The sequence below is a fragment of the Pseudomonas sp. M20 genome (assembly GCF_045037865.1).
In the GTDB taxonomy this organism is placed as follows: Bacteria; Pseudomonadota; Gammaproteobacteria; order Pseudomonadales; family Pseudomonadaceae; genus Aquipseudomonas.
The window spans coordinates 806041-818848 of record NZ_CP173611.1; the positions used below are offsets into that span (position 1 = coordinate 806041).

The 12808-nt window shown below is 58.7% G+C and carries 12 protein-coding genes; 11 read left to right on the forward strand and 1 reads right to left on the reverse strand.

The window, feature by feature from the left end; all coding sequences use genetic code 11:
• Positions 1-135: 135 nt before the first annotated feature.
• Positions 136-1026 carry an AraC family transcriptional regulator gene (locus ACI514_RS03665; RefSeq protein ID WP_160058985.1) on the forward strand — a complete coding sequence of 297 codons (891 nt, stop codon included), beginning with the start codon at positions 136-138 and terminating at the stop codon, positions 1024-1026.
• A 97-nt stretch (positions 1027-1123) separates the two neighbouring features.
• Here the strand turns inward: ACI514_RS03665 and ACI514_RS03670 are convergent, their stop codons facing one another.
• Positions 1124-2788 carry an electron transfer flavoprotein-ubiquinone oxidoreductase gene (locus ACI514_RS03670; RefSeq protein ID WP_016985998.1) on the reverse strand — a complete coding sequence of 555 codons (1665 nt, stop codon included), beginning with the start codon at positions 2786-2788 and terminating at the stop codon, positions 1124-1126.
• A 551-nt stretch (positions 2789-3339) separates the two neighbouring features.
• Between ACI514_RS03670 and ACI514_RS03675 the strand changes: the two genes are divergently transcribed.
• The 10 genes from ACI514_RS03675 to ACI514_RS03720 all read left to right on the forward strand — a co-directional run bounded on the left by ACI514_RS03675 (position 3340) and on the right by ACI514_RS03720 (position 12751).
• Positions 3340-4089, forward strand: a complete 750-nt coding sequence (locus ACI514_RS03675; RefSeq protein ID WP_007908338.1) for an electron transfer flavoprotein subunit beta/FixA family protein — start codon at positions 3340-3342, stop codon at positions 4087-4089.
• Positions 4090-4091: 2 nt separating this feature from the next.
• Positions 4092-5021 (forward strand): electron transfer flavoprotein subunit alpha/FixB family protein, encoded by a 930-nt coding sequence (locus ACI514_RS03680; RefSeq protein WP_127929312.1) that lies wholly within the window; start codon positions 4092-4094, stop codon positions 5019-5021.
• 80 nt (positions 5022-5101) lie between these two features.
• Positions 5102-5923, forward strand: a complete 822-nt coding sequence (locus ACI514_RS03685) for a substrate-binding periplasmic protein (RefSeq protein WP_405123098.1) — start codon at positions 5102-5104, stop codon at positions 5921-5923.
• Between the two features lie 9 nt (positions 5924-5932).
• Positions 5933-6289 (forward strand): DUF4398 domain-containing protein, encoded by a 357-nt coding sequence (locus ACI514_RS03690; RefSeq protein ID WP_174244473.1) that lies wholly within the window; start codon positions 5933-5935, stop codon positions 6287-6289.
• Positions 6286-7098, forward strand: a complete 813-nt coding sequence (locus ACI514_RS03695; protein ID WP_405123099.1) for an OmpA family protein — start codon at positions 6286-6288, stop codon at positions 7096-7098. Before ACI514_RS03690 ends, ACI514_RS03695 begins: the two co-directional genes overlap by 4 nt.
• Positions 7099-7300: 202 nt before the next feature.
• Positions 7301-8740: a PLP-dependent aminotransferase family protein gene (locus tag ACI514_RS03700; RefSeq protein ID WP_007908347.1), complete on the forward strand. Its 1440-nt coding sequence runs from the start codon at positions 7301-7303 to the stop codon at positions 8738-8740.
• Between the two features lie 78 nt (positions 8741-8818).
• Positions 8819-9289 (forward strand): translation initiation factor 2, encoded by a 471-nt coding sequence (locus ACI514_RS03705; protein WP_160058982.1) that lies wholly within the window; start codon positions 8819-8821, stop codon positions 9287-9289.
• A 166-nt stretch (positions 9290-9455) separates the two neighbouring features.
• Entirely contained in the window at positions 9456-9710 is a 255-nt protein-coding gene (locus ACI514_RS03710) for a YkgJ family cysteine cluster protein (protein ID WP_007908349.1), read from the forward strand.
• Between the two features lie 41 nt (positions 9711-9751).
• On the forward strand, positions 9752-10357 hold the full coding sequence (locus ACI514_RS03715) for an START domain-containing protein (RefSeq protein ID WP_405123100.1): 606 nt from the start codon (positions 9752-9754) through the stop codon (positions 10355-10357).
• A 300-nt stretch (positions 10358-10657) separates the two neighbouring features.
• Complete coding sequence (locus ACI514_RS03720) at positions 10658-12751, forward strand: LTA synthase family protein (RefSeq protein WP_160058979.1); 2094 nt, start codon at positions 10658-10660, stop codon at positions 12749-12751.
• Positions 12752-12808 lie beyond the last annotated feature (57 nt).

Consider the following 12808-nt stretch of genomic DNA (forward strand, 5'->3'; position numbering starts at 1 on the left):
GGTCCGACCATGACGATTCCTCCGGGTCTCATGCCTAATCCTCCGGCATACGGGGGTGATCGGTCGCATTGGCAAAAGGATCTGCGATGATGCTTTCATCCCTTGTTTTCGTGATTTTTTGTGAAGAGCAATTCGATGCAATTGACCCGTCATCTTGATGCCAATGCCCGGCTGGTTTCGCTGATCGAACCGCTGGCGCTACGCGATGGTTACAGTCGGACCGGGCTGCCCGGTGTGCAAGTGTTGCGCGCCAGTTGCGACGTCGCCCGTGGCCCGCACATTTATGAGCCGAGCCTGATGATCATCGCCCAGGGCAGCAAACTGGCGTTTCTCGGGCCGCGCACCATGGAATACGGTGCCGGGCATTACCTGATTCAGGCGCTGCCGGTGCCGTTCGAATGTGAGACCTTCGCCTTGCCGGATGCGCCGTTGCTCGGCGTGTCGGTGGCGATTGATCGGGTGTTGCTCGGTGAGCTGGTGCTGGCCATGGGGCTGGCGCCGGGGCGGCATATTCCGGCACAGACACCGGAGTCGATGACCTCGGTGGTGCTCGACGATGATATGCGTGGCTGTGTCGAACGTTTGCTCAGTTGCCTGCACGATCCGCTGGAATGCCAGATTCTCGGGCCGGCGCGGGTGCGCGAGTTGTTATTCGTCGCGTTGCGTGGGCCACAAGCGGATGTGTTGCGCGCGCTGGTTGAGCAGCAGGGGCAGTTCGCCCGGGTGGCGGCATCGATCAGTCATCTGCATGCGCATTACACCGAGCCGTTGAACGTGGAGACGCTGGCCGGTTGCGCGAATATGAGCGTGTCGACATTCCATGAACACTTCAAACGCAGCACGTTGTTGTCGCCGGTGCAGTATCTGAAGCGTTTGCGGTTATTGAAGGCGCAGACGTTGCTGGTGGCGGAAGGGCTGGGTGTGGCGCAGGTGGCGCATCGGGTGGGGTATCAGAGTACGTCGCAGTTCAGCCGCGAGTATAAGCGCTACTTCGAACGCAGCCCGGGTGACGAGCGCGCCGCCTGATTCGATGATAACTCCCACAGTAGTTTTGTGGTGTCAGAGGAATTTTGGGCAACAAAAAGGCCCCCGATTCGGGAGCCTTGATGTTCAGCGGTTCGACTTACATGTTCGGATAAGTCGGGCCGCCAGCGCCTTCCGGCGTGACCCAAGTGATGTTCTGCGAAGGGTCCTTGATGTCACAGGTCTTGCAGTGCACGCAGTTCTGGGCGTTGATCTGGAAGCGCTTCTCGCCGTCTTCCTTGGTGATCACTTCGTACACGCCGGCCGGGCAGTAGCGCTGTGCCGGTTCGTCGTACAGCGGCAGGTTCTTGCTGATCGGGATGCTCGGGTCGGTCAGCTTCAGGTGGCACGGCTGTTCTTCTTCGTGGTTGGTACCGGAGATGAACACCGAGCTGAGTTTGTCGAAGCTGAGTTTGCCGTCCGGCTTCGGATAGTCGATCTTCTTGCAGTCGGCCGCGAGCTTGAGGCAAGCGTAGTCCGGCTTGGTGTCGTGCAGGGTGAACGGCAGTTTGCCGCCGAAGATGTTCTGGTCCAGCCAGTTGAAACCGCCGCCGACGATGGCGCCGAACTTGTGGATCGCCGGGCCGAAGTTACGGCTGGCGAACAGTTCGTCGTAGAGCCAGCTCTTCTTGAACGCGTCCACATAAGTGGTCAGTTCTTCAGTGCCGTCCTTTTCCGCGAACAGTGCATCAGCCACCGATTCAGCGGCGAGCATGCCCGACTTCATCGCGGTGTGGCTGCCTTTGATCTTGGCGAAGTTCAGGGTGCCGAGGTCGCAACCGATCAGCGCGCCGCCCTTGAAGACCATTTTCGGCAGCGAGTTCAGGCCACCTTTGCAGATCGCACGGGCGCCGTAGCTGATGCGCTTGCCGCCTTCCAGATACTGAGCCAGCACCGGGTGATGCTTGAGGCGCTGGAACTCGTCGAACGGCGACAGGTAGGTGTTGCTGTAGGACAGGTCAACGATCAGACCGACCACCACCTGATTGTTTTCCAGGTGATAAAGGAACGAGCCGCCGGTGTTTTCGGTGCCCATGATGTCCAGCGGCCAGCCGGCGGTGTGCACCACCAGACCTGGCTGATGTTTGGCCGGATCGATTTCCCAGATTTCTTTCAGACCGATGCCGTAGTGCTGGGCGTCGGCATCGCTGTCGAGGTTGTAGCGCTTGATCAGTTGCTTGCCGATGTGGCCACGGCAGCCTTCGGCGAACAGCGTGTATTTGCCACGCAGTTCCATGCCCGGGGTGTACAGGCCTTCTTTCGGGTTGCCTTCGCGGTCGACGCCCAGATCACCGGTGATGATCCCGCGCACCACGCCTTGCTCGTCGATCAGCGCTTCCTGAGCAGCGAACCCCGGGTAGATTTCTACGCCAAGGTTCTCGGCCTGCTGAGCCAGCCAGCGGCACAGGTTGCCGAGGGAGATGATGTAGTTACCTTCGTTGTGCATGGTCTTGGGCACAAAGAAGTCTGGAATCTTCTGCGCGTTTTCGGCGTTTTTCAGCACGAAAATATCGTCGCGGGTGACTGGCGTGTTCAGCGGCGCGCCGAGTTCCTTCCAGTCCGGGAACAGTTCGTTCAGAGCGCGTGGTTCGAACACGGCACCGGACAGGATATGTGCGCCGACTTCGGAGCCTTTTTCGACCACGCAGACGCTGATTTCCTTACCGGCTTCGGCGGCCTTCTGCTTCAGACGGCAGGCGGCGGACAGGCCAGCGGGGCCGGCACCGACGATGACCACGTCGAATTCCATGTATTCGCGTTCCACAGGCTATCTCCTACTCAAGGCTCAACAGTTTTTTTTCTAATTTGGAGGTTTGATGTCGCATCCGCTATTCCTTTACGTTAACGTCAAGGGGAATATTGGAGAACAGACCTTTCTCTCTAGGCGGCGCATTATATCTACACCACTCCTAGCGTCCAATACAAACGTTTGTTTGAATTGGCTCCAGCCCAGAGAAATCAAAGAAGCGCGGCTTATGAATGGTCATTTTGCTGTATTGACCGGAATAGGCGTTCCGGTCAAGATACGGGCGGTTTTGCGCTCGTCGTAGGCAGACTGGTGGTTTCAAGAGCACGTCTAAAGACAGGGCACAGGCAAATAGAAGGTGATGCGCAGCGCAGTCTGGCGCGCAGTTTACACCGCGTGAGGATCAATGACTTGTCGGTCACCACTGACGAACGGTCGCACCCCTCAACGCCGTGCAATCACCTCGCACCCCGGTCGGCGTTTTTAGAGGTGCCCTTTTAGCCTGATGAGCATCAACCGCCAGGTTCGCCTAGGCGACTTTCTTTTCACCGGAGAGTAACGAGGAATCCATGAAGGTTCTTGTAGCTGTCAAACGCGTTGTGGATTACAACGTCAAGGTTCGCGTCAAGGCGGACAATTCCGGCGTCGATCTCGCCAACGTCAAGATGTCGATGAACCCGTTCTGCGAAATCGCAGTGGAAGAAGCCGTACGCCTGAAAGAGAAAGGTGTTGCGACTGAAATCGTCGTCGTCTCCATCGGCCCGACCACCGCTCAGGAGCAGCTGCGTACCGCACTGGCTCTGGGTGCTGACCGTGCGATCCTCGTCGAATCCGCTGAAGATCTGACCTCGCTCGCCGTGGCCAAGCTGCTCAAGGCTGTGGTCGACAAGGAACAGCCGCAGCTGGTGATCCTCGGCAAACAGGCCATCGACAGCGACAACAACCAGACCGGCCAGATGCTCGCGGCACTGAGCGGCTACGGTCAGGGCACGTTCGCCTCGAAAGTCGAAGTCTCTGGCGACAGCGTTGCCGTGACTCGCGAAATCGACGGCGGCGCGCAGACTGTTTCGCTGAAACTGCCGGCAATCGTCACCACTGACCTGCGTTTGAACGAGCCGCGCTATGCGTCTCTGCCAAACATCATGAAAGCCAAGAAGAAGCCTCTTGAAGTGCTGACTCCGGACGCTTTGGGCGTTTCCACCGCCTCCACCAACAAGACCCTGAAAGTCGAAGCGCCGGCGGCACGCAGCGCAGGCATCAAGGTCAAGTCGGTGGCTGAACTGGTCGAGAAACTGAAAAACGAAGCGAAGGTAATCTGACCATGACTATCTTGGTAATCGCTGAACACGACAATAAAGTGTTGGCCCCGGCCACACTGAACACCGTGGCTGCTGCTGCCAAAATCGGCGGCGACATCCACGTTCTGGTTGCAGGTCAGGGCGCTGGCGCCGTGGCGGAAGCCGCTGCGAAAATCGCTGGCGTGAGCAAAGTCCTCAACGCTGACAATGCCGCTTACGCGCATCAGTTGCCGGAAAACGTTGCTCCTCTGGTTGCAGAGCTGGGCGCTGGCTACAGCCACATCCTGGCTGCCGCTACCTCCAACGGCAAAAACATCCTGCCGCGCGTTGCTGCGCAGCTGGACGTTGACCAGATCTCCGAGATCATCTCGGTCGAAAGCGCTGACACTTTCAAGCGTCCGATCTACGCCGGTAACGCCATCGCTACCGTACAGTCGACCGCGCCAATCAAAGTGATCACCGTGCGTGCCACCGGTTTCGACCCGGTTGCTGCTGAAGGTGGTTCGGCTGCTGTTGAAGCCGTCGCTGCTGCGCACAACGCGGGCACTTCGAGCTTCGTTGGCGAGGAGCTGGCCAAGTCCGACCGTCCGGAACTGACCGCTGCCAAGATCGTCGTTTCCGGCGGCCGCGGCATGCAGAACGGCGACAACTTCAAACACCTGTACGCCCTGGCCGACAAGCTGGGCGCTGCCGTCGGTGCTTCGCGCGCCGCGGTCGACGCAGGTTTCGTACCGAACGACATGCAGGTCGGTCAGACCGGCAAGATCGTTGCGCCACAGCTGTACATCGCCGTCGGTATCTCCGGCGCGATCCAGCACTTGGCCGGCATGAAAGACTCCAAAGTGATCGTTGCGATCAACAAGGACGAAGAAGCGCCGATCTTCCAGGTGGCCGATTACGGTCTCGTGGCGGATCTGTTCGAAGCAGTACCTGAGCTGGAGAAGCTGGTCTAATCCAGCGGCTTCACTTATAAAGAGCCCGACCTTTTGGTCGGGCTTTTTTTTGTCTTGGATTTGAGTGGGAGCGTTTTGCCATGGATCTGCGTTGCGGATGGTTGTTGGGATTGGCCCTGTTGCCGGGGCTGGCGATGGCCGCCGGCAAATGCGAACGCCTCGTCGTCACCGGCAGCCCGGATGCACCGCCGTATCTGTGGCAGGACCCGCAGAATCCCAAGCAGTTGATCGGCGCCAGCGCCGACCTGTTGCAACAAGTCGCCAAAGATCTCGGCATCAAGGTCGAGTTGCTTTACGCCGGCAAACGCTCGCAAGCCCTCGACGAAGTACGTAGTGGGCGCATGGACATGCTCGCCGACGCGCCGCTGACATTCACTGAGCTGGAAAACCTCGATTACGTCTATCCGCCATTGCTGCAAAACGACTATCTGGTGTGGACACGCAAAGGCTCGACACTGGTCTACAGCGAAGCCAAAGACCTGCACGGCCACGCGGGCGCGTTGTCGGAAAAGTCTCGAATCACCCAGGCATTCGGCACTTTCGCCGAGCAGAATCTGACCCTGACCAAGACAGCCAACCTCACCCAGGCCCTGCAGAAATTGCTTCTCGGTGAAGTCGAATATGTACTCGCCGGGCGCTACTCGGGCATGGCCGGCGCGCAGGCGTTGGGTATGGCCAATGATCTGCTGGCGTTCGAGCAACCCATCGACCGCCCGGGCCTGTTCCTCGCGGTTTCGCATAACTCGGCGTGCAACGATCCGTGGTTGCGCGGACAGCTAGCCAAAAAGATGACAGAATTGCCCGCGTCCGGACTGACGGAAGCCGCGCTGCAACGCAATATCGAGCGCTGGAAGGCGCAGCAGCAACAGCCGCAACCACCTGTCAGTGCCCCAAAACAGTAGGGATTCTTAGTGAGTATTCGACCTCTTTTCGCGGCTGTGGCCGTTCTGGCTCTGGCCGGTTGCGCAACCGATCCGGCACCCAATGAACAAATGCGCCTGACCGAGCAAGCCATCACCCAGGCCAAAGCTGTTGGCGCCACCGCCGACGAAGTGCCGGAAATGAAACTGGCCGAAACCAAATACAACCGCGCCAAAGGCAACATGGCTGACGAGTCCTACCGCAACGCACGCATGCGTTCGGAACAGGCTGAACTGGATGCACGTCTGGCCGAAGCCAAAGTGCTGACGCAAAAAAGTCAAGAACAGCTGAATGTGCTGAACACCCGTATCGTCCGACTGCGCAAGCAACTGGGAGATGCCCAATGAGCCTCAAGTCGAAACTTCTCGGCGGCCTGATCCTCGCCGGGTGTGTCAGCCTGTACGGCTGCGCCGGCCAGCACAGCGAATCCGCGCTGCAAGAAGCCAGTGCCGATTTCCAGAAGGTCAAGGAAGACTCCAATGTGCTGCGCATCGCGCCGAAAGACGTGATCCGCGCCGGTGAGTCGCTGGCCCGTGCCGATCGCCTGTCGACCTATTGGGGCAGCGGTTCGGACGTGGTGCATTACGCCTACCTGAGCCAGCGCTACAGCGAAATCGCCCGCGAGCACACCAATCAGGTGCTCAACGAAGAGCGCGCGGCGAAACTGGAACTGGATCGCCAGCGCTTGCAACTGGCCTTGCGTGAATCGAAGTTGCTCAGCGTGCAGCAACAGGGCAAATGGCTGGAAGAACAGATCGTAGCACTGGCCACCACGCAGACTGACCGGGGTCTGGTTATGACGCTCGGCGACGTGCTGTTCGATACCGGTGAAGCGGAGCTGAAAAACTCGGCCAACCGTGTCGTCCTGAAAATCGTGCAGTTCCTGCAACTGAACCCGAAACGCGTGGTGCGCATCGAGGGCTACACCGACAGCACCGGCGGCAAACAGGAAAACCTCAAGCTGTCTCGTGACCGCGCGCAATCGGTCGCCGACGTGTTGATGGATCTGGGCATCGACGACAAACGCATTCAGGTCGAAGGTTACGGGGACGAATACCCGGTGGACGCCAACGCTTCCGAGCGCGGACGGGCACAGAATCGTCGGGTTGAGATTGTCTTCTCCGATGAAAAAGGCCAGCTCGGCGCCGCCCGTTAAGGGTAGCGTCTCTGGAAAGCCCGGGCTGTCATGCAGTGCCGGGCTTTTTTACGTCTGTCGAATGGCCCACAAATCAGTACAGTCAGGGGCAGACACCGCACTGTATGGTCGAGTAATGTAGCAACTGTCCCAGTACACTTCCAAACTGTTCCGGTATTGTTTCACACAAGAATAAAATGCCCGTGAAATCGAGTGCTGCGTCATGACCAATCTCTTGCTCTACCAACGTATTGCTCAGCAACTGGCCGAAGACATCCGCCGTGGTGTCTATCAACCGGGGGAGCGCGTGCCTTCGGTGCGCAAGATGAGTTCGCAGCTCAACGTCAGCCATGCGACGGTGTTGCAGGCTTACGCCAATCTCGAAGATCAGGGCTTGATTCGGGCGCGCCCGCAGTCCGGTTATTACGTGCATCAGACCCCCGCGCTGACTGCGCCGACGCCGGACATTGCCCGGGTCGAACGGCCAGGGCTGGTCACCCGCAGCAGCATCATTCAACAGGTTCTGGTCGAATCACGCCGCGAAGGCGTGTTCCCGCTGGGTGCGGCCGTGCCGAGTGTCGATTACCTGCCGGTGCGCGCACTGCATCAGCAACTGGCCAAGGTCACCCGCTTCCATAGTCCGCGTGCTTTCAGCTACATGTTCAGCCCCGGTTTTGAGCCGCTGCGCCGGCAAGTGGCGATCCGCATGCGCGACGCCGGTGTGGTGGTCGATCCGTCGGAAGTGGTGATCACCCACGGTTGTGTCGACGCCTTGCAGATGTCGTTGCGCGTACTGACCCGGCCTGGTGATCTGATCGCCGCCGAATCGCCAACCTATTACGGTTTGCTGCAACTGGCCGATCTGCTCGGCCTGAAAGTTATCGAGATTCCGAGCGATCCCGCCACCGGCATGAGCCTCGAGGCTCTGCAACTGGCTGCCAACCAATGGTCGATCAAAGCGCTGGTGCTGACCACGCGCCTGAGCAATCCGCTGGGCGGCACCATGCCCGAAGAGCGGCAGAAGCAGTTGCTGCGGTTGGCTTCGGATTTCGACATCCAGATTGTCGAAGATGATATCTACGGCGAACTGATGTTCGAGCAAGGCAAAACCAAAGCGCTCAAGGCTTATGACCGACTGGACCGGGTGATCTACTGTTCAAGCTTCTCCAAGACCCTGTCACCCGGTGTGCGCATCGGCTGGATGATCGCCGGCAAGTACCAGCAGGAAATCCAGCGCTTGCAGACCTTCAGCACCCACTCGGCGTGCAGCGTGACGCAAATGGCGATTGCCGCCTATCTGGAAAACGGCGGTTATGACCGGCATTTACGGTACATCCGCCAGGAATACCGGAAAAACCTCAGCGCCTTCCAGTTGGCGGTGCAGCAGTACTTCCCCGAAGGCACGCAAATGACCCGGCCCACGGGCGGTTTCATCCTTTGGGTGAGCTTGCCGGGGAGGGTCAATACGCAAGAATTGCATGTGCGTGCGTTGCAGCAGGGCATCAGCATTGCGCCGGGACTGATCTTCAGTAATACCGAGCAGTTCAACCACTGTATCCGCCTCAACTGCGGGATTCCGTGGAACCGCGAGGCGGAGCGGGCGCTGATGACCCTGGGGATGCTGGCGACGCAACTGTGTCAGGAAACTGCTGGCGGATTCTGAACGAGCGCTGGCTGATGCTTGTCTTGTGGCGCCCAACAAGCGAGCATATGGCCCTCTGCCGTTAGTGTCGTTGGGTCCATGAAAGCGATTTTTCCTGCTGCTTGGGTTTTGTTGGGTTTGCTGATGATCGGTCATGCGCCTGGCGCCGTGGCCGCTGCGGTTCAGGAAAAACCGGCTGCGACGAGCCCCGCGAAAAAAAATCCACCTGTGCAGAAAGCCGCTACGGCGAAGAAAACCCAGCAAAAAGTCATCAAGAAGCGTAAGCCGGTCGCCTCGAAATCAAAACCCGCCAGCGAAGTGGTGAAAACCAAATTGCCGCCGGCCAGACTCGATCTGAGCCTGCCCAAGGACATGGTTCAGGAGTTGAAGCCCAAAGGCACGGTTGAGTTGCCCAAGCGCGAGCCGATCCTGCCGCAGATGTTTGGCGAGAAAAACAACGGATTCCAGCTCAACGGCCGCTTGCTCAGCAATGAAATGCAGTTGCAGCTGCGTAACGAAGAGCGCCGCGAAGTCGAAGGCGCAGCACTGGATTTCGAATTCAAACAGTAAATCCAGACCATCTGTGACCCGCAGACCAGACGCTTTGTCGGAGACTGGTCAGTCACATTCAGTTATCGGTGAAAACCCCGGTTCCGGGAATTTGAAACAGCCGTTTTAGCGGTTACTCTGTTCCGCGTCCCTTTTACACATCGCCCGTCGCGAGGAATTGTTCGTCATGAAATGCCGTGAAGGCTGTGGCGCTTGCTGCATTGCCCCATCGATCAGTTCGCCGATTCCCGGCATGCCTGATGGCAAACCTGCCGGCGAACGTTGCGTGCAGCTCTCGGTCGAAAACCTGTGCAGCATTTTCGGCCGCCCTGAGCGCCCGGCAGTCTGTTCCGGCTTCGCAGCGGATGTCGAAGTCTGTGGCAGCAGCTCGGAAGAAGCGATCAGATTGATCGGCTGGTGGGAGCAGATGACGGCGGCGTGATGTGTCAAACGAACGGAACTTCAACAATAAGGAATAAGACTATGGGTTCGCTGCATCGTATCGCTGTGTTGTGTGGTTTGACCGCTGTGCTGGCCACGTCCGTCGCCCAGGCTGAAGACTGGAAAGTCGCCAAGAACGAGGACGGCATCAAGGTTTCCCTGAGTGAAGTGCCGGGCTCGGACTACAAGTCCTACCAAGGCGTTGCGCTGATGAAAACCACCGTTGCCAAACTGCGCGCACTGCAGGAAGACGTCTCCGGCGCCTGCGCCTGGATTCACGAGTGCAAAACCCAGAAACTGCTCAAGCACGAAGGCGACAAGAGCTGGACCTACACCCAGTTCAACACCCCTTGGCCAGTCACCCCGCGTGACTCGGTGATCGAAGTCACCACCGTCGAAGGCGCCGACGGCAGCTTGACCCGCAACCTCAAAGGTCTGCCGACGTACGCTCCTGAAGAAAAAGGCTTTGTCCGCGTGCAGCAGGTCAGAGGCTTCTGGAAGTTCGTACCGAAGGGCGACCAGGTTGAAGTCACTTATCAAGTGCACACCGAACCAGGTGGCAGCGTGCCAGCAATGGTTGCCAACAAATTTGTCGTCGATGCTCCGTTCAACACCCTCAAAGCTTTGAAAGAACGCGCCGAGAAGTAATCGGCCCGCGTTCAGCGAAACGCCCCGAACAAGTCGGGGCGTTTTGTTTTGTATCTATATTGTGTTTCCAGATATGCGTTGCACGAAATTTTCACAAAGTGTTCCTGACAATTCGCCCGCGCTGTTTGCCCGCTGCCATAAATGAAAGTGTCTGGCGGTGGGGCAGTAATCAATGGCAATGGTGCGGGTGATCGTGCAACATTTGCGCACCGCGCAAGCCCCGGGGTCTGGAATGACCAATAGAGGGCATGGCGCCGCTGTATTTTTGCAACTTCAACTTCCAATGGGTCCTAAAACGACATGGCAAACCCGGACGCCCTGAATCAGCAGCGATCTTCTGCTCGCCTGCTGCAACCGACCGTCAAATCGCATCTGGCCTACACGCTGCTTTGCGCGCTGGTCATGATGGTGATGTTTTCCGTGCTGCGCCTCGCGCTGCTGGTCTACAACCGCGAGATGATCCTCGACACCCCGGCTTCGACTTTCCTTGAAGCCTTCGCCAACGGCCTGCGTTTCGACCTGCGTCTGGTGGTTTACGTGTGCATTCCGCTGGTGCTGGCGCTGTTCAGTGCCCGCGCCATGGCCGCACGCGGCTTCTTCCGTCTGTGGCTGACGATCGCCTCGAGCATTGCGCTGTTTCTCGGCCTGATGGAGATGGATTTCTACCGCGAGTTCCACCAGCGCCTCAACGGTCTGGTGTTCCAGTATGTGAAAGAAGACCCGAAAACCGTGATGAGCATGCTCTGGTACGGCTTCCCGGTAGTTCGTTATCTGCTGGCTTGGGTCATCGGCACCGTCATCCTGACACTGGCGTTCAAAGGCGCCGACCGTGCCACGCGTCCGCGCGGTCCTTTCAGCGGCGGTAGCGTCAGCACCCGTCAGGTGGCGCCGTGGTACACCCGTCTTGCGGTATTTGTGGTCTGCCTGCTGATCTGCGTGGTTGCCGCCCGTGGCACTCTGCGTCAAGGCCCGCCAATGCGTTGGGGTGACGTGTACACCACCGATTCGAACTTCGCCAACCAGCTCGGCCTTAATGCCACGCTGTCACTGATCGAGGCCGCCAAGTCCCGCATGGGCGAGGATCGCGACAATATCTGGAAAGCCACGTTACCGCAGGAGCAAGCGCAGAAAGTCGTGCGCGACATGCTGCTGCTGCCGGATGACAAACTGGTCGATGCCGATATTGCCGCCGTGCGCCGTGATTACACGCCGCCGACCGACAAGACCCTGCCGATCAAGAACGTTGTGGTGATCCTGATGGAAAGCATGGCCGGTCACTCGGTCGGTGCATTGGGCGCGCCAGGCAACATCACGCCATACCTGGACAAACTGTCGAAGGAAGGCCTGTTGTTCGACCGCTTCTTCTCCAACGGTACGCACACTCACCAGGGCATGTTCGCGACCATGGCCTGCTTCCCCAACCTGCCAGGTTTCGAATACCTGATGCAGACCCCGGAAGGCAGCCACAAGTTGTCCGGCCTGCCGCAGGTGCTCAGCGCCCGTGATTACGACGACGTGTACGTCTACAACGGCGACTTCGCCTGGGACAACCAGTCTGGGTTCTTCAGCAACCAGGGCATGACCAACTTCGTTGGCCGTAATGACTTCGTCAACCCGGTGTTCTCCGATCCGACTTGGGGCGTGTCCGACCAGGACATGTTCGACCGTGGCCTGCAAGAGCTTAAAGCACGCGAAAACGGCAAGCCGTTCTATGCGCTGTTGCAAACCCTGTCCAACCACACGCCATACGCCTTGCCGACGCCATTGCCGGTCGAGCGCGTGACCGATCGTGGCAGCCTCAACGAACACTTGACCGCCATGCGCTACTCCGACTGGGCGCTGGGTCAGTTCTTCGAGAAGGCGCGCAAAGAGCCGTACTTCAAGGAAACGCTGTTCGTCATCGTCGGCGACCACGGTTTCGGCAACGAACGCCAGATCACCGAAATGGACCTGGGTCGCTTCAACGTGCCGATGCTGATGATTGCGCCGGGCATTCAGGAGAAGTTCGGTACCCGTGACCACACCGTGGGTACGCAGATCGACATCGTGCCGACCATCATGGGCCGTCTCGGTGGCGAAGTGCGTCACCAGTGCTGGGGCCGTGACTTGCTCAACCTGCCTGAAGGCGACACCGGTTTCGGTGTGATCAAGCCGTCGGGCAGCGAGCAGACCACTGCCATCGTCACCGCTGACCAGATTCTGGTGTTGCCGAGAGACAAGGACATGGGGCCGAAGATGTGGCAGTACCAACTGGGTGCCAATCCGCACGCCGAAGTGGTACCGAATGCACCGCGTACCGCCGAGTTGAAACTCAAACTCGAAGCGTTCCTGCAAACGGCAACCAAGAGCCTGATGGATAACACCGCCGGTGTCATCCACGGCAAGCCGGATTGATCGCTCGCCTACAGTAAAATCCGCGCAATAAAAAAGAGGCCCTGAACAGGGCCTCTT